This window comes from Halomonas rhizosphaerae, from assembly GCF_030012485.1.
GTDB classification, from domain to species: domain Bacteria; phylum Pseudomonadota; class Gammaproteobacteria; order Pseudomonadales; family Halomonadaceae; genus Halomonas; species Halomonas rhizosphaerae.
Window position 1 is genome coordinate 1 of the sequence record NZ_JASCQQ010000018.1, and the last position, 17,049, is coordinate 17,049.

General features: G+C 68.1%; 18 protein-coding genes. 14 read left to right on the forward strand and 4 right to left on the reverse strand.

Annotation, left to right across the window (positions count from 1 at the left end; genetic code table 11):
- Window positions 1-3: 3 nt before the first annotated feature.
- The 9 genes from QLQ86_RS08850 to QLQ86_RS08890 all read left to right on the forward strand — a co-directional run bounded on the left by QLQ86_RS08850 (window position 4) and on the right by QLQ86_RS08890 (window position 8,727).
- Window positions 4-1,374, forward strand: coding sequence for a Rieske 2Fe-2S domain-containing protein (locus tag QLQ86_RS08850; RefSeq protein ID WP_282816686.1), 1,371 nt, complete (start codon window positions 4-6; stop codon window positions 1,372-1,374).
- A gap of 11 nt (window positions 1,375-1,385) precedes the next feature.
- The gene (gene benB, locus QLQ86_RS08855; RefSeq protein WP_282816640.1) at window positions 1,386-1,874 is read left to right on the forward strand and encodes a benzoate 1,2-dioxygenase small subunit; all 489 of its coding nucleotides are present in this window, start codon (window positions 1,386-1,388) and stop codon (window positions 1,872-1,874) included.
- A gap of 83 nt (window positions 1,875-1,957) precedes the next feature.
- On the forward strand, window positions 1,958-3,130 hold the full coding sequence (locus tag QLQ86_RS08860; protein WP_282816641.1) for an ABC transporter substrate-binding protein: 1,173 nt from the start codon (window positions 1,958-1,960) through the stop codon (window positions 3,128-3,130).
- Window positions 3,131-3,195: 65 nt separating this feature from the next.
- Entirely contained in the window at window positions 3,196-4,056 is an 861-nt protein-coding gene (locus QLQ86_RS08865) for a branched-chain amino acid ABC transporter permease (RefSeq protein WP_133637121.1), read from the forward strand.
- A gap of 12 nt (window positions 4,057-4,068) precedes the next feature.
- Window positions 4,069-5,124: a branched-chain amino acid ABC transporter permease gene (locus tag QLQ86_RS08870; RefSeq protein WP_282816642.1), complete on the forward strand. Its 1,056-nt coding sequence runs from the start codon at window positions 4,069-4,071 to the stop codon at window positions 5,122-5,124.
- A 3-nt stretch (window positions 5,125-5,127) separates the two neighbouring features.
- Entirely contained in the window at window positions 5,128-5,895 is a 768-nt protein-coding gene (locus QLQ86_RS08875) for an ABC transporter ATP-binding protein (protein ID WP_282816643.1), read from the forward strand.
- Entirely contained in the window at window positions 5,892-6,623 is a 732-nt protein-coding gene (locus tag QLQ86_RS08880; RefSeq protein ID WP_282816644.1) for an ABC transporter ATP-binding protein, read from the forward strand. The genes QLQ86_RS08875 and QLQ86_RS08880 overlap by 4 nt, the downstream gene beginning before the upstream one ends.
- 21 nt (window positions 6,624-6,644) lie before the next feature.
- On the forward strand, window positions 6,645-7,856 hold the full coding sequence (locus QLQ86_RS08885; protein ID WP_282816645.1) for a benzoate/H(+) symporter BenE family transporter: 1,212 nt from the start codon (window positions 6,645-6,647) through the stop codon (window positions 7,854-7,856).
- A 49-nt stretch (window positions 7,857-7,905) separates the two neighbouring features.
- Entirely contained in the window at window positions 7,906-8,727 is an 822-nt protein-coding gene (locus QLQ86_RS08890) for a universal stress protein (protein ID WP_282816646.1), read from the forward strand.
- A gap of 63 nt (window positions 8,728-8,790) precedes the next feature.
- On the opposite strand, the gene QLQ86_RS08895 is transcribed toward QLQ86_RS08890, so the two are convergent.
- The 4 genes from QLQ86_RS08895 to QLQ86_RS08910 form a co-directional block, all read right to left on the reverse strand.
- On the reverse strand, window positions 8,791-9,216 hold the full coding sequence (locus QLQ86_RS08895; RefSeq protein WP_282736379.1) for a hypothetical protein: 426 nt from the start codon (window positions 9,214-9,216) through the stop codon (window positions 8,791-8,793).
- Between the two features lie 99 nt (window positions 9,217-9,315).
- Window positions 9,316-9,630 carry an AzlD family protein gene (locus QLQ86_RS08900; RefSeq protein ID WP_282816647.1) on the reverse strand — a complete coding sequence of 105 codons (315 nt, stop codon included), beginning with the start codon at window positions 9,628-9,630 and terminating at the stop codon, window positions 9,316-9,318.
- Window positions 9,627-10,349, reverse strand: a complete 723-nt coding sequence (locus tag QLQ86_RS08905) for an AzlC family ABC transporter permease (RefSeq protein ID WP_326521273.1) — start codon at window positions 10,347-10,349, stop codon at window positions 9,627-9,629. Before QLQ86_RS08905 ends, QLQ86_RS08900 begins: the two co-directional genes overlap by 4 nt.
- Window positions 10,337-11,332 (reverse strand): LLM class flavin-dependent oxidoreductase, encoded by a 996-nt coding sequence (locus tag QLQ86_RS08910; protein WP_282816648.1) that lies wholly within the window; start codon window positions 11,330-11,332, stop codon window positions 10,337-10,339. The genes QLQ86_RS08905 and QLQ86_RS08910 overlap by 13 nt, the downstream gene beginning before the upstream one ends.
- Window positions 11,333-11,527: 195 nt before the next feature.
- Between QLQ86_RS08910 and QLQ86_RS08915 the strand changes: the two genes are divergently transcribed.
- The 5 genes from QLQ86_RS08915 to QLQ86_RS08935 all read left to right on the forward strand — a co-directional run bounded on the left by QLQ86_RS08915 (window position 11,528) and on the right by QLQ86_RS08935 (window position 17,020).
- Window positions 11,528-13,150: a BCCT family transporter gene (locus QLQ86_RS08915; protein WP_282816649.1), complete on the forward strand. Its 1,623-nt coding sequence runs from the start codon at window positions 11,528-11,530 to the stop codon at window positions 13,148-13,150.
- 95 nt (window positions 13,151-13,245) lie between these two features.
- A complete protein-coding gene (locus tag QLQ86_RS08920; protein ID WP_278032636.1) occupies window positions 13,246-13,422 on the forward strand; it encodes a hypothetical protein in 177 nt (58 codons plus the stop codon).
- A 45-nt stretch (window positions 13,423-13,467) separates the two neighbouring features.
- The gene (locus tag QLQ86_RS08925; protein WP_282816650.1) at window positions 13,468-14,412 is read left to right on the forward strand and encodes a cobyrinic acid a,c-diamide synthase; all 945 of its coding nucleotides are present in this window, start codon (window positions 13,468-13,470) and stop codon (window positions 14,410-14,412) included.
- A gap of 44 nt (window positions 14,413-14,456) precedes the next feature.
- Window positions 14,457-15,641: a toxic anion resistance protein gene (locus QLQ86_RS08930; RefSeq protein ID WP_282816651.1), complete on the forward strand. Its 1,185-nt coding sequence runs from the start codon at window positions 14,457-14,459 to the stop codon at window positions 15,639-15,641.
- 74 nt (window positions 15,642-15,715) lie between these two features.
- A complete protein-coding gene (locus QLQ86_RS08935) occupies window positions 15,716-17,020 on the forward strand; it encodes an ATP-grasp domain-containing protein (protein ID WP_282816652.1) in 1,305 nt (434 codons plus the stop codon).
- Window positions 17,021-17,049 lie beyond the last annotated feature (29 nt).

Here is a 17,049-nt window from a genome sequence, read left to right on the forward strand (position 1 = left end):
TGGATCATGACCACCCAGCTTGACCAACTCGAGGAACGCGTCCGCGGCGCCGTCGTCGACGACGCCGACAACGGCATCTTCCGCTGCCACCGCAGCATGTTCACCGACCCGGCCTTCTTCGAGCTGGAGATGAAGCACATCTTCGAGGGCAACTGGCTGTTCCTGGCCCACGAGAGCCAGATCAGCGAGCCGGGCGACTACTACACCGTGACCATGGGCCGCCAGCCGGTGGTCATCACCCGCGACAAGCAGGGCGAGCTGCACGGCCTGATCAACGCCTGCGCCCACCGCGGCGCCACCCTGTGCCGCCGCAAGCAGGGCAACAAGGGCACCTTCACCTGCCCCTTCCACGGCTGGACCTTCAAGAACGACGGCAAGCTGCTCAAGGCCAAGAACGAGAAGAACGGCGCCTACCCGGAGGGCTTCAAGCAGGAAGGCTCCCACGACCTCAAGCGCCTGCCGCGCTTCGCCAACTACAAGGGCTTCTTGTTCGGCAGCCTGAGCGATGACGTGCTGCCGCTGGAGGAGTACCTGGGCGAGACCACCAAGGTCATCGACAACATCGTCGACCAGGCGCCGGACGGCCTGGAGATCCTGCGCGGCACCTCGTCGTACACCTACAACGGCAACTGGAAGCTGCAGGCCGAGAACGGCGCCGACGGCTACCACGTCAGCTCGGTGCACTGGAACTACGCCTCGACCATGGAGCGTCGCAACTACGACGCCGGCGGCACCAAGGCGGTGGACGCCGATGGCTGGTCGAAGAGCCAGGGCGGCTTCTACTCCTACGAGAACGGCCACATGATGCTTTGGACCCGGCTGCTCAACCCCGAGGTGCGCCCGGTCTACACCCGCAAGGACGAGATCGAGGCCGAGCTCGGCGCGGCGCGGGCCGACTCCATCGTCAACCAGACCCGCAACCTCTGCCTCTACCCCAACGTCTACCTGATGGACCAGTTCTCCACGCAGATCCGCGTGCTGCGCCCACTCTCCGTCGACAAGACCGAGGTCACCATCTACTGCTTCGCGCCCAAGGGCGAGTCCGCGGAGAACCGCCGGGTGCGCATCCGCCAGTACGAGGACTTCTTCAACGTCTCGGGCATGGGCACGCCGGATGACCTCGAGGAATTCCGCGCCTGCCAGGACGGCTACCACGGCGCGCTGGCCGAGTGGAACGACCTCTCGCGCGGCGCCAGGCAGTGGATCGAGGGGGCCGACGAGAATGCCCAGGCGATCGACATGAAGCCGCTGCTCAGCGGGGCCTCCCCGGAAGACGAGGGCCTCTACGTGCTGCACCACAAGCACTGGGTCGAGGAGATGCTGCGCGCCATCGACAAGGAACGCAGCCAGTTTATCGCCACCGCGTCCGCCTGAGGAGAGAGACCATGAGCATCAGCTACCACGATATCCAGGCCTTCTTGTACCGCGAGGCGCGCCTGCTCGACGACCGCCAGTGGGACGCGTGGCTGGAGTGCTACCGCCAGGACGCCGAGTTCTGGATGCCGGCCTGGGACGACGACGACCAGCTGACCCGGGACCCCGAGGCCGAGATCTCGCTGATCTACTACCCGAACCGCGAAGGGCTCGAGGACCGGGTCTACCGGATCAAGACCGAGCGCAGCGGGGCGAGCACGCCGGAGCCGCGCACCACCCACCAGATCACCAACCTCGAGGTGCTGAAGGAGGAAGGCGACACGGTGAAGCTGCGCTTCAACTGGCACACCCTGAGCCACCGCTACAAGAAGACCGACAGCTACTTCGGCAGCGCCTTCTACACCCTGGACGTGTCGGGGGAGTCGCCGCTGATCACCAGAAAAGTCGTGCAACTCAACAACGACTACATCCACCAGGTCATCGACGTCTACCACGTCTGACGACGACGCAAGAGCATGAGCGGGACAGGGACGTCCCCTACAGAGCATCGAGCTCCAACAATAACTGACCCCTGGGAATCATCATGAAAAACGCCAAGAAGACCGCCCTCGCGACAGTGCTGGGCACCGTTACCCTCATGTCGGCATCCGCCGCCATGGCCGACAGCCATCCGGTCAAGGTCGGCCTGATGCTGCCCTACTCCGGCACCTACACGGCCCTGGGCGAGGCCATCACCAACGGCCTGAAGCTGGCCATCGAGCAGAACGGCGGCCAACTCGGCGGCCGTGACGTGGAGTACGTGCAGCTCGACTCCGAGGCCAACCCCTCCAAGGCGCCCCAGAACATGAGCCGCCTGGTCAAGGGCGATGGCGTCGACTTCGTCATCGGCCCAGTCCACTCCGGCGTGGCCATGGGCATGCTGCGGGTGGCCAAGCAGTCCGGCGCCATCACCATCATCCCCAATGCCGGCCTGGAGGCCGCCACCAACCAGCTGTGCATGCCCAACGTCTTCCGGACCTCGTTCAGCATGTGGCAGAACAGCTTCCCCATGGGCAAGGTTGCCCATGACCGGGGGCACCGCGAGGTCGTGACCATCACCTGGGACTACGCCGGTGGCAAGGAGGACGTGGCCGGCTTCAAGGAGGCCTTCGAGGCGGAGGGCGGGGAGATCGTCGAGGAGATCCTGGTGCCCTTCCCGAGCACCGAGTTCCAGAGCTACCTCACCCAGATCGCCAGCATCGCCCCGGACGCCGTCTACACCTTCTTCGCCGGCGGCGGCGGGGTCAGCTTCGTGCGCGACTATGCCGCCGCCGGCCTCAAGGAGAGCATCCCGCTGATGGGCTCGGGCTTCCTCACCGAGGGCAACATCGCGGCCATGGACGGTGCCGGCGAGGGCGTGCTGACCACCATGCACTATGCCGAGACCCTGGACAGCGAGGAGAACAGGGCCTTCGTGTCGGCCTATGAGGACGCCTACGACGTGACCCCCGACACCTACTCGGTGCAGGGCTATGACACCGGCGCCATGCTGGTCCAGGCGCTCGACGCGGTCGGCGGCAATACCGAGGACCGGGACGCCCTGATCGAGGCCCTGGCCAGTGTGGAACTCGAGAGCCCGCGGGGCCTGATGAGCTTCTCCGATTCCCACCACCCGATCCAGAACGTCTACCTGCGCGAGATCCGCGATGGCAAGCACGAGGTGGTCGGCGTCGCCGCCGAGCAGCTCGAGGTGCCGGACGACGCCTGCCAGATGTGAACCGGTGAACGTCTGACTTCCCGGGGCGAGCCAGGCTCGCCCCTTCCATCGCGGAGGAGATCGTCATGGATCTCGCATTCTTTGGTGTGCAGCTCCTCAACGGGCTGCAGTACGGACTGCTGCTGTTCCTGATCGCCAGCGGCCTGACCCTGATCTTCGGCATCATGGGCATCATCAACCTCGCCCACGGGGCCATGTACATGATCGGGGCCTACCTGGTCTGGGACCTGACCCTGCGGCTGGGCAACTTCTGGCTGGCGATCCTCATCGCCATTCCCATCGCCGTCGCGCTGGGGCTGGTCATCGAGCGGCTGTTCCTGGATACGCTCTACAAGCGCGACCACCTCTACCAGGTGCTGCTGACCTTCGGCCTGATCCTGGTGATCAACGAGGCGCAGCGCATCATCTGGGGCGGCGACGTCCACAGCGTGGCGATCCCGGCGCCCTTCGACGCCAGCCTGCAGCTTACCGACAACCTGCAGTACTCGGTCTACCGGCTGTTCGTGATGGGCGTCTGCCTGGCGCTGGCCGGCGTCATCTACTGGGTGATCCGCCATACCCGGCTGGGCATCATCATCCGCGCGGGGGCCGTGAACCGTGACATGGTGGAGGGCCTGGGCATCAACGTGCGCACCCTCTTTACCCTGATCTTCAGCGTCGGCGTGGCACTGACCGCCTTCGCCGGCATGATCGCCGCCCCGCTGACCTCCATCACCCCGGGCATGGGCGACAGCATCCTGATCACCTGTTTCGTCGTCGTGGTCATCGGCGGGATCGGCTCGATCAAGGGCGCCTTCTGGGGCGCCATCCTGATCGGCATGGCCGAGACCTTCGGCTCGGTGCTGATCCCGAGCATCGCCAGCATGGTGATCTACCTGATCATGGCCGCCGTGCTGCTGGTCAAGCCCCGCGGCCTGTTCGCTTGAGGAGAATGAGACATGTTGCATAGATATCCCAAGCGCGTCGCCGTCATCATGCTCGCCCTGCTGGCCATCGTCGCGATCTTCCCGCTCTGGGGCCCGGCGCTGTTCGGCGACCAGTCGGACTTCATCCTGGAGAAGCTGACCCTGATGGTGATCCTGGCGCTCTTCGCCATGAGCCTGGATCTGCTGGTGGGCATCGTCGGCCTGGTCAGCCTGGGCCACGCGCTGTTCTTCGGCCTGGGCGCCTATACCCTGGCGCTGGCCAGCCCCGATTTCGATGCGGCCTCGCTGTGGTGGATGCTGCCGCTGGTCATGCTGGTGGCCGCCGTCGCCGCCCTGGTGGTGGGCTTGCTGGTGATCCGCACCAAGGGCATCTTCTTCATCATGACCACCCTGGCCTTCGGCCAGATGCTCTTCTACCTGATCAGCACCGCGCCGTTCGCCGGCGGCACGGACGGGGTCTTCATCATGTTCCGCCCCACCCTGACGGCAGGGGAGACCAGGCTGCTCGACCTCGACAACCCCCAGACCTTCTTCTACTTCTGCCTGGGGATGCTGGTCGCCGGCTTCCTGTTCCTGCGCTGGCTGACCCGTTCCTACTTCGGCCAGGTGCTCGACGGCATTCACGACAACGAGCACCGCATGCAGGCGCTGGGCTATGCCACCGGCGGCTACAAGCTGGTCGCCTTCGTGATCGCCGGGGTCCTGGCCGCCATCGCCGGCATGCTGGCCGCCATGCAGTACGGCTTCGCCAACCCGGCCCAGCTCGGCTGGCACACCTCGGGGGAGGTGCTGATGATGCTGATCCTCGGCGGCATGGGCACCATCTTCGGCCCGATCCTCGGCGCCTTCGCCTACGAGATCCTGCTCTACGTCTACGAGCACCTGACCGTGCACTGGCCAATCCTGATGGGCCTGACCATCATCGCCGCGGTGTTGGTGCTGCCGCGCGGCATCGCCGGGCTGATCATCGCGCCGCCCTGGGCCCGCAGGAAGCCCACGGCCGTCGAGGAAGAGGAGGGCGTCGCAGCGCACCTCCAGCCCGCTACCATCCCGCAGAAGGAGGGGTAAGCCATGCGCCAAGAACCGATCCTGGCCACCCATGGCCTGACCCGCCGCTTCGGCGGCCTGGTGGCGGTCAACGGCGTCGACTTCGACGTCCGGCCGGGCGAGATCCACGCCATCCTCGGGCCCAACGGCGCGGGCAAGAGCACCCTGATCAACCTGCTGTCGGGGGAGATCCCGCCCTCGGAAGGCGAGGTGCTTTTCCACGGCAAGCCGATCCAGGGCAAGAGCGTGCGCCAGATCGCCCGCATGGGCATCGGCCGCAGCCACCAGAAGACCAACATCTTCCCGCGCCTCAACTGCCTGCAGAACTGCGAGCTGGCCGCCCGCATCCACCTGGGCGGCGTGTTCGGCAGCTGGCGTTCCCGCCAGCGGGCACGCCAGGTCAGCGAACGGGCCCTCGAGGTGCTCGAGACCTGCCACCTGGTCCACCGCGCCCATACCCCGGCCGCCGACATGAGCTACGGCGAGCAGCGCCAGCTGCAGATCGCCATGGTGCTGGCCACGGCGCCGACCCTGATGCTGCTCGACGAACCCATGGCCGGCATGGGCCGCGAGGAGACCGTCCAGGTGACGGAGCTGCTCGAGAGCCTCACCGACCGCTACACCCTGGTGCTGATCGAGCACGACATGGACAGCGTCTTCCGCCTGGCCGACCGCATCACCGTGATGGTGGACGGCTGCGTACTGGAGAGCGGGCCCACCGAGCAGATCCGCGCCAGCGAGAAGGTGCGTGACGTCTATCTCGGGCGCCACCACGAGGAGGCCACGGCATGACGGCACAACAGCAGATCACCCCGCTGATCGATGCCCACGGGCTGCATACCTACTATGGCGAGAGCCACATCCTGCACGGCGTCGACCTCACCCTGATGCCCGGCGAGACGCTGAGCCTGCTGGGGCGCAACGGCATGGGCAAGACCACCACGCTGAAGTCGATCCTGGGCTTCGTGCCGCCGCGGCGTGGCGAGGTGCGCATCAAGGGCGTCCCGGCGGCGAAGCGACGCCCCTGGCAGCTGATCCGCCAGGGCATCGGCTACGTGCCGGAAGGGCGCGGCATCTTCCCGGGGATCAGCGTGCGCGAGCACCTGGTGATGGCCGCCCGGCCCAACGAGCGGGGCGAGTCGCCCTGGACGCTGGAGCGCGTGCTGGACACCTTCCCGCGGCTCGGCCAGCGCATCAACCATGACGGCTCCTTCCTCTCCGGGGGCGAGCAGCAGATGCTCTCCATCGGCCGGGCGCTGACCCTCAACCCGGACCTGATGATCCTGGACGAGGCCACCGAGGGGCTGGCGCCGCTGATCCGCGACGAGATCTGGAAGATCATCCACGAGATCAAGGCCTCGGGCATCGCCACCATCATCGTCGACAAGAACATCGACAACCTGCTGGAGGTGGCCGAGAAGCACATCCTGCTGGTCAAGGGCGAAGTGGTCTACAGCGGCGACGCCCGGGGCCTGAAGGACGATCCCACCATCCTCGACACCCACCTCGGCGTCGCCTGAGGTGTGACGGAGAGACGTTGCATGCGACTTCACAAGGATTGGTCGATACCCGCGATCACCGCCGGCTTCGTGGCGGTGCTGGTCTCCTACTCCGGCCCCCTGGCGATCTTCTTCCAGGCGGCCCAGAGCGCCGAGATCTCGACGGCCATGATGACCTCCTGGGTCTGGGCGATCTCCATCGGCGCCGCCGTTTCGGGGATCGCGCTCAGCCTCTGGCTGAAGGTGCCCGTGGTCACCGCCTGGTCGGCCCCGGGCACGGCGCTGCTGGTCACGCTCTTCCCCGGCCTGTCGCTGAACGAGGCGGTGGGGGCCTACCTCACCGCGGCGGCGGTGATCTTCGTGATCGGCATCACCGGCTCCTTCGACCGCATCATCCAGGCGATCCCGCCGGGCATCGCCAGCGCCATGATGGCGGGCATCCTCTTCCAGTTCGGGGTCGGCGTCTTCGTCTCCCTGGAGTCGGTGCCGGCGCTGACCCTGGGCATGCTCCTGGCCTACCTGGTGTTCAAGCGGCTGACGCCCCGCTACAGCCTGGTGGCGCTGCTGGTGGTCGGCGTGGGCCTGGCCGTGGCCCTCGAGGGGGCCAGCCTGAAGGGGGTGACCGTGCAGCTGGCCCAGCCGACCCTCATCCGCCCCGAGTGGACCTGGAACGCCACCCTGAGCCTGGCCATCCCGCTGGTGCTGGTCAGCCTGACCGGGCAGTTCCTGCCGGGCATGGCGATCATGCGCAGTGCCGGCTACAACACCGCGGCCAGGCCCATCGTCACCGTGACCAGCCTGACCTCCTTCGTCACCGCCTTCTTCGGCGGGATCACCACGGTGATCGCCGCGATCACGGCGGCCATCTGCACCAGCAAGGAGGCCCACGAGGATCCCGACAAGCGCTATGTGGCCGGGGTGGCCAACGGGGTCTTCTACCTGATCGGCGGCACCTTCGCCGGTACCATCGTGCTGCTCTTCACCTCGCTGCCCGGCGAGTTCGTCGCGGTGCTGGCGGGCCTGGCGCTGATCGGTGCCATCACCAGCAACCTCAGCGCCTTCGCCGCCCACAAGGACCACCTGGAGGCCTCGGTGATCACCTTCATCGCCACGGCATCGGGCATGAGCTTCCTGGGGCTGGGGTCGGCCTTCTGGGGGGTGGTGGTCGGCGCGCTGGCCTATGCCCTGCTGCACCGGCCCCTGCCCGGCCTGGGGCGCCGGGCAATGCGGGATCCAGCCCGCAAGACATCCTGACCTCCACCCCCGAAACTTCAACAACAACGCGATCCAGAGGAGTCCGATGATGGACAAGATTCATGTGGCGATGGACGAGAGCGACGCCTCGCAGCGGGCCCTGGTGCTCGGCCAGCAACTGGCTCGGCAGCTGGCGGTACCGCTCTGCGTGACCTCAGTGGTGGCCAGCGAGGAGCGGGTCGAGGCCCGGCGCGCGGCACTGCAGTCGCGCCTGGCGGACCAGCCGGCGGGGGATGATGTCCCCGTCGAGGTGGCGGTCCACGATAGCGCCAAGGACTACCTGGGCCAGCTGGCCGGCCGGGAGGCGGTGGGGCTGTGCATGATGGCCCATGGCCGCCGCCCGGTGCCGGAGATGCTGATCGGCAGCGTCACCGCCGGCGTCGTGCGGCGTGCGGACCGGCCGGTCTACCTGTGCGGGCCGCGCTTCGATGCGAAGGCGCATCAACAGGTAAAAGTGCTGATGGTCTGCGTGGATGGCTCGAAGCTCTCCGAGGCGATCCTGCCCCATGCGGTGGCACTCTCCAAGCGGCTGGACGCCCGCCTGCAGCTGCTGCAGGTCATCGACACCGCGGCCGCCGCGGCGGTGCCGCTGGATGGCGGCCATGCCGACGTGATGGAGTCCGGCTATGTGCATGGCCTGGCGCGGCGCCTGCGCAGCGAGCAGGGCATGGAGGTGGACTGGGAAGTGCTGCACGGCGATCCGGCCGACGCCATCGTCAGCTACCTGGCGGACTGCCAGGACACCATGCTGGCCATGACCACCCACGGCCGCAGCGGGCTCTCCCAGGTGGTGGCCGGCAGCGTCAGCCACGAGGTGCTCCACGAGGCGCGCTGCCCGGTGGCGGTGCTGCGCCCGGCCGACATCGGCTGAGCCGATACCGCCAGAGCTCCTCCGGTATGACGGATGACCCGCCGTGATGGCGGGTCCTGTCTCTCAGGGGCGGCCGGGGTCCCGGCGCGCCTCGTCCCTGACCTCCCCGTCCTTGATTTCATAGTCGCCTTCCAGCACCTGCTGTTCGCGGTAGCGGCCGCCGGCGTCGCGCCCCTCTCGATAGCGGGTCTCGCGGTAGTGGACGCTGCCGTCCACGTCCTCGGCCCGGTCGGCGCGCATCTTCTCCATCTGCTTCTTCATGCGGTGGCGCAGGAAGGGCATCATCGCCCAGCCGATGAGCAGGAAGAACAGCCCCAGCACCATGGCGACGATCATCATGGCGCCGAACAGCAGCCAGGTGAGCAGCAGCTTCAGGCCGCCCAAGGGGCCGTCGGCGCGGGTCTGGCGGGCACGTGTCTGCCACTCTCGGGCGGCGCGCCAGGCGGCATTCTGCTGTGAATCGCGGCGCGGGTCATGGGGATCGGGCATACGGGACTCCGGTGTCTGAAAAGGGGCGCCGGCCCGGCCGGCACCCCGTGAATGACTGTCCCTTGGAAAGCGCGCGGGGCGCTTCGTTCCGAGGAGGGCTCAGGATGCGACCAGCCGCCACAGGGCGGCGGTCAGGATCCCGGCGGTGATCGCCGGCAACGGCTTGCGCAGCACCAGCATCACCCCCGCCGTGGCGACCAGGGCCATCCGGGCCCCGCCGTCGCCGTTCACCGCCATGGGGGTGATCACCGCCACCAGCACCGAGCCGGCCATGGCGTTGATGAAGCGCTCGACCCGCGGGCCGATGGGCACCCGGGCCATCACGAAGACCCCGCCGGCGCGGGTCAAGTAGGTGACCAGCGCCATGATCACGATGGCCAGCAGCACGCCACCGTTCGCGGCCGTCAGGGTCATGGCGCCGTCTCCCTGCCCGCGGGGGGCAGCAGCAGGCCCACCACGCCGCCCGCCAGCGCCCCCACGATCACGTGGGCATGGGGCGGCAGCCAGACCATCGCCGCCAGGGCCGCCAGGGCCGCGGCGCCCCAGGGCAGCAGCACGCCGAGGTCGCGCTTGTCGCCTACCAGCATGGCCAGAAGGAAGCAGCCCATGATGGCATCCAGCCCGAAGCGGTCCGGCTCGCTGATGCCGCTGCCGAAGGCCACGCCGAGGCCGGTGCCGAGCATCCAGGTGGACCACAGGGCCAGGCCCCCGCCGACCAGGATGCCCAGGCGCGCCGCCGTGGTTTCTCCGGTCATGGCCATGGCCCAGTTGGCATCGCTGAGCAGGATCAGGCTGGCGTAGCGACGCCCGCTGGGCAGGTCGCGCAGGTGGGGGTAGAAGGCGGCGCCCATCAGTAGGTGACGGGCATTGATCGCCAGGGTGATGGCCACCAGCGGCAGCAGCGGGATGGTGTCGCCCCATAGCTCCAGGGTCGCGAACTGGGCCGCCCCGGCGAACACCAGGCCGCTCATCAGCAGGGTCTCGGCCGCGGAGAGCCCCTGCTGCAGGGCGGCCACCCCGAAGGCCAGCCCGAAGACGATCACGAACAGCGACAGCGGCGCCATGCGCCGGAAGCCGTCGACGAGATGGCCAAGGGTCGGTCGCGAGGTGTCGGCCCGGGTCATGAGCGCCATAGCTCGGCGACGATCTCGTAGCTTCTCAGCCGGTCCTCGGCGGCGTAGACATCGGTATTGAGCATCAGCTCGTCGGCGCCGGTCAGCTCCAGGAAGCGCTCCAGCCCCTCGCGCACGGTCTCGGGCCCGCCGATCACCGCGGCGCCCAGGAACTGCTCCACCTGGGCCTGCTCCCTGGGTGACCAGTCCAGCGCCTCCACCGGCGGCAGGGCCCTGGTGCGCTGGCCGCGGATCATGCCCAGGAACTTGCGGCGGGCGGTGGAGGCGAGGTAGTCCGCCTGGAGGTCGTTCTCGGCGGCGATCACCGGCAGGCCGACCATGGCGTGGGGCCGGTCCAGCACTGCCGAGGGCCGGAAGTTGTCGCGATAGAGCCTGAGTGCTTCGAACAGCTGGGCCGGGGCGAACTGGGCGGCGAAGGCGAAGGGCAGTCCCTCCCGGGCCGCCAGGCGGGCGCTGAAGTCGCTGGAGCCGAGCAGCCAGAGCGGCACCTTCGTGCCCTGGCCGGGCACCGCCCGCACCCGCTGGCCCGGACGCTCGTCGTCGAGGAAGCCCTGCAGCTCCGCCAGTCGTTGGGGGAAGTCATCGACACCGGCATAGGGGTCGCGGCGCATGGCGGCCATGGTGGGGCCGTCGGAGCCCGGCGCGCGCCCCAGGCCCAGGTCGATGCGCCCGGGGTAGAGAGTCTCCAGGGTGCCGAACTGCTCGGCCACCACCAGCGGCGGGTGGTTGGGCAGCATGATGCCGCCGCTGCCCACCCGGATCCGCTCGGTGGCGCCGGCGATATGGCCGATCAGCACCGCGGTGGCGGCGCTGGCGATGCCCTCGATGCTGTGGTGCTCGGCCAGCCAGTAGCGCGTGAAGCCGAGCCGCTCGGTGAGCCGGGCCAGCGCCACGCTCTCCCGTAAGCTGTCGGCGGCGCTGCCGCCCTCGCGGATCGGGGCCAGGTCGAGCACGGAAAGGGGCGTGTCGGCGAGTCGGGACATGTCGTGGAGCGCTCCGGAAACGATTAACCTGCTGATTTTCTCCTAGCATCGGGGCGGCCGGGGCGGAATGCAATGCCCGAGCCGCCGAGGGGCAGGCCGACTGGCGGGCTGGGCCGGCCGTGGGTCGGCATGATAGCGTCCGGGCTCTCTGGTAGCATGATACTTGTACAAATCCTCGACAAAGGACGCGTCTTCATGGCGAATCACGGAGGACAGCGGGTCTTCGCCGTCTCGGCCCTGATCATCCTGGCACTGGTGGCGGTGGGCGCCGCCTTCCCTGACGGCTTCGCCGCCGCCGCCAGCGCGGCGCTCTCGACCACCACCCGGCTGTTCGGCTGGTTCTACCTCTTCTCGGTGTTCGGTTTCGTGCTCTTCCTGCTGGGCCTGGCCTTCAGCAAGTACGGCAAGATCCGCCTGGGGCCCCAGGACAGCTCGCCGAGCTTCAGCTTCTTCTCCTGGATCAGCATGCTGCTGGCCGCGGGCTTCGGCGTGGGGCTGGTGTTCTACGGCATGGCCGAGCCCATGACCCACTATATCGACCCACCCTACGGCGACGTGCCGGCCGAGAGCGTCGAGTCGGCGCGCTATGCGATCCAGTACAGCTACTTCAACTGGGGCATCCACCAGTGGGCGGCCTTCTCGGTGGTGGGGCTGATCATCGCCTACTTCCAGTTCCGCAAGGGGCAGGCCGGCCTGGTCTCCTCGGTGCTCTCCTCGGTGACCGCCAAGCACCCCAGGGTGCGTCCCTATGCCTCCTGGCTGGATATCTTCGCGGTGGTGGCCACGGTGATGGGGGTGGCCACCTCCCTCGGGCTGGGCGTGCTGCAGATGAACGGCGGGCTCAATGCCGTCTTCGGCCTGCCCGAGAACGCCCTGTGGCAGTTCATCATCCTGTTCGTGATGTTCCTCGCCTACATGGCCTCGACCTGGTCGGGCCTGGACAAGGGCATCAAGCGCCTCTCCAACCTCAACATGATCCTGTGCATCGGCCTGATGCTCTATGTGCTGGTCACCGGCCCCACGGTGGCGATCCTCGAGACGATCACCCTGGGCCTCGGCGACTACCTGCAGAACTTCATCGGCATGAGCCTGCGCATCTCGCCCTACAGCGACAGCACCTGGGCGAGCAGCTGGACGATCTTCTACTGGGCCTGGGTGATCGCCTGGTCGCCCTTCGTCGGCACCTTCGTGGCGCGGGTCTCGCGCGGGCGCACCATCAAGGAGTACGTGCTCGGCGTGCTGCTGATCCCGCCTCTGCTGGCCTGCCTTTGGATCGGCGTGTTCGGCGGTGCCGCCATCAACATGGAGCTCGGCGCCGACGTGGGCCTGGCCGCGGCCACTCAGGACAACATCACCGTGGCGCTGTTCGAGATGTTCGAGCTGATGCCCTTCTCCGGGGCGCTGTCGGTGGTGGCGATGCTGCTGATCTTCATCTTCCTGGTCACCTCCGCGGACTCCGCCTCCTATATCGTGGCGCAGATGACCGACGCCGGCTCCATCAACCCGCCGCTGTTCAAGCGGGTGGCATGGGGCGTGCTGATCGCCGCCATCTGCCTCACGCTGATCGCCGCCGGCGGCCTGACCGGGCTGCAGTCGGCCTCGGTACTCTCGGCGCTGCCGTTCACCTTCATCCTCTACATGATGGTGGTGGTGCTGGTCCGTGAGCTGCGCACCGACCGCAAGGCGATGCTCACCCAGCTCTACCGTCGCCATGGCGAGACCCCGGTGGGGGCGGATGCCTTCGAGGCCGAGTCACTGGGCGAGGAGGAGCGCCTGCGTCGGGCGCCCAGCGTGGTCAACCGGCGCGTCAAGCACTGAACCGGGCCATCGGCGGCGATCACCGTCGATGGCAGTGGCCAGCCGCCGCGGCAGGCCGTAAGCTCAGGGAACAATGGTGAAATCGGACTTCGACCATGACCCTCATCCGCACCGGCCGCGGCGCGCCACGTCGTGGAGCCACCCGTCGACGCCAGCGGCGCCGGCTCGACTGGGCCTGCTTCGATCGCTGGCTCGACCGGGTGGTGGTCGTGGCGGTGAGCATCGCCCTGCTGGTGGGCGTCGTGGCCTTGGTCCTTACCCTGTTACTCTAGCAGCCTGCAATGCCTCTCCTCTGACGGATAAAGGATGGTCAGCCCATGCTGGGATTCCTGCAGGGATTTTCCTATGGCCTCTTCCTGACCTGCCTGCCTTGGCTGCTGGTGGGGATGGTCAATCCGCGCCTGGCCGTGCCGGTCGAGCCGCCCGGCCGCTTGCAGGTCATCGTGCGCTACGCCCTGGTGGTACCCTTCATCAGCATGCTGCTGTGGCTGACCTCGCTGTGGGGCGGCTTCGGCCCGACCCTGACGGGCTGGCTGGTGGGACTGGTGGCGATTCCGGTGGCGCTGCCGCTGGAGCGTCGCCTGCGTGGCTGGCTCGCTCGGCGGCGTGAGAAGCGCCGGCAAGCGGGGCAGGCGACCGAGGCCGCGCGTCGCCGAGCCCAGCAGCAGCGCGAGGCCCACGAGGCCGACCTGGCGGTGCTCGACCCGGCTCGGCCACCGGCGGATGCCGACGACCTGGTGCTGGCCCTGTGCCGGGCCAAGCAGGGATTGATCGACGCCCGGCGCCCCGACCTGGCGGTCCAGGCCGACCGCGTCTACAGTCGCTACCGCCATGTGCTGGGCGTGTTGGGGAGCCGCTTCGACAGCGGCGAGCTGGCCTTCGCCCGCGCCCGGGGGCTGGTGGTCGAGGTCTGCCGCGGGGTGGTGGATACCCTCGACGCCATGGCCTCCCGGGCCAGCGGCGTGGCGAACGTGGACGGTGACTTCGTTCGTCGTCGCCTGAGTCGCGAGGGCCGGCAGCTGGGGGCGCAGGAGCGTGCCGCCCTGGTGCGGCGGCTGGAGCTGCTCGAGGAGACCGAGAAGGGGCTGCGCGAGCTGGCCGCGCGCAACGAGTCGGCGTTGACCGTCCTCGATGACACGGCCGTGTCCATGGCGCGCATCGAGACCGGGCGCCCCCAGGCCTCGGTCACCACCGAGCAGGCGCTGGAGGAGCTGCGCCGCTTCGTCTCCCGTGCCGACCGATACGGGCGTGGCAAGTCCTGAGGTCGGCCCTTCACACGCCAGTCGCTATCCTTCGAGAGGTGCCCATGACCCAGCAACCCGAACGTGGCCCCCGCCTGTCGCTGCCTCCGGTGGAGGAGATCGCCCATCAGCTGGACGGGAGCGCATCGCACGGCGGCGCAGACGACCCGTCGCTGGCGGCCCGGGCCGATGCCTTCGTCGACGAGCTGGTCGCCGGCGGCGATGCGGACGCCCTGGCGCGCCAGCGCCGCGCCATCGATGAGCTGGGACTGGAGCTGCAGCAGCAGGCCGCCCACCAGAGCGCCATGCTGCAGACCCCGCTGCGCCAGCTGGCTCACCACGGGGATGAGGGCGGCCCCGTGGCCAAGGCCCTGGTCGACCTGCGCGGCCGGATGCAGGAACTGGACCCCGCCCGGCACCGCCTGTCGCCGCGCCCGCTTGACCGCGTGCTGGCCCTGCTCCCGGGTGCCAGCAGTCGCCTGCAGCGCTACTTCCGCAAGTTCGAGACGGCCCAGCAGGCGCTGGATGCGATCATCGTCGACCTGGAAGGGGGGCGCGACATGTTGCATCGCGACAACCTCACCCTGGCCGACGACCAGCAGTCCCTGCGCGAGAGCCTCGACCAGCTGGAGCGCCAGGTCGCCCTGGGGCGGCTGATCGACGAGCGGCTGCAGACCGCCATCGCCCGTCGCGACGAGGAAGATCCCAAGCGGCGCTTCCTCGAGGAGGAGCTGCTGTTCCCGCTGCGCCAGCGCATCGTCGACCTGCAGCAGCAGCTGGCGGTGAGCCAGCAGGGCGTGCTGGCGCTGGAGGTGATCATCCGCAACAACCGCGAGCTGATCCGGGGCGTCGACCGCGCCATCAACGTCACCGTCTCGGCGCTCACCGTGGCGGTCACCGTCGCCCTGGCCATCGCCAACCAGCGCCTGGTGCTGGACCGCGTCGAGGCGCTCAACGCCACGACCTCGGAGATGATCGGGGGGACCGCGCGGGCGCTGCGCCAGCAGGGTGTGGACATCCAGCAGCGGGCCTCGTCGGCGATGCTCGACATGGAGGCCCTGGAGCAGGCCTTCGGCGAGGTAATGGGAGCCATCGACGACCTGTCCCGCTATCGCCGCGAGGCCCTGCCGAGGCTGGACGACCAGATCGATCGGCTGGCGGCCCTGGCCGGCCGGGGCGGCGAGGCCATCGACCGCCTGCAGCGCGGCAGAGAAGGAGAGGACGCCATTGGTCCCGATCGGCATGGCTGACCCTGCATCCCTTGCGCACTGGACTATGCTGCTCGAAGGCGCCGGGTCCGGCGCGCGACAGAGGGGGCAGGACAATGGCCGAGGTCAAGAACATCTTCGTGGTGGGGCTCAACGACTTCAACCGCCAGCGTCTCGAGACGCTACGCGGTGCCGGGCAGTGGCGTTTCCACGGGGTGATCGCCCCTGAGGCGGTCTATGACACGGAAGAATTCGACATCGCCGCCATGCTGGCGGAGGCCACGGCACAGCTCGAAGCCTTCGAGGGCACCATCGACGCCATCGTCGGCTACATGGACTTTCCCGTCTCGACCATGCTGCCGATCCTCTGCGAGCGCTTCGGCACCCGCAGCACTTCGCTAACGAGCCTGCTCAAGTGCGAGCACAAGTACTGGAGCCGCCGCGTCCAGCGCGAAGTGATTCCCGCCCATATCCCGGCGTTCGCCGCCTTCGATCCCTTCGACGATGAGGCGATGGCCCGCATCGGCGAGGCCGGGCTCTACTTTCCCTTCTTCGTCAAGCCGATCAAGTCCTCGGGCTCGCGACTGGGCTTTCGCATCGAGACGCCCGAGGACTTCTATCACGCCATTGAGCAGCTTCGGGACTCCATCGGGAGCATCGCCGACCCCTTCAACACGGTACTCGAGCATGCCCGGCTGCCCCCGGAGATCGCCGCCGTGGACGGCCACTACTGCATGGCCGAGGAGATCATCGGTGGCTGGCAGTGCACGGTGGAGGGCTACGTCTTCCAGGGGGAGGTGGTCAGCTACGGTATCGTCGACTCCCTGCGCTACCCGCAGGTGCTGAGCTTCTTCCACTACCGCTACCCCTCGGGACTGCCCGACGATGTCCAGGCCACCATGGTCGAGCTGACCGATACCGTCATGACCCATATCGGCTATGACAATGCCGCCTTCAACGTCGAGTACTTCTGGGACGAGGTCCAGGGGCGCATCTGGCTGCTGGAGATCAACACGCGCATCTCCCAGTCGCATTGCGACCTCTTCGAGAAGGTCGATGGCGTCAGCAACCAGCAGGTCACCATCGACCTAGGTCTGGGCCTGCGTCCCGACATGCCCCATCGCGAGGGCGAGTTTCCCATGGCGGCCAAGTTCTTCCACCGGGTATTCTTTACCGATGCGGTGGTGACACGGGTCCCCACCGACGCGGAGCTCGCGGAACTCCTGGCCGACTTCCCCGGTTGCCAGATCGCCGTGCAGGTGGAGGAGGGGCAGCGGCTCTCCTCCTTGCCCGAGCAGGACGCCTACAGTTTTGCGCTGGCCCATGTCTATCTGGGCGCGTCATCGGCCGAGCAGCTGCTTGCCGACTTCGATCGTCTGGTGGCGCGACTGGCGTTCGAGTTCGACGACGTCCAGGGCTGAGGAGATCCGGGGCCGGGCAAGGCCACACG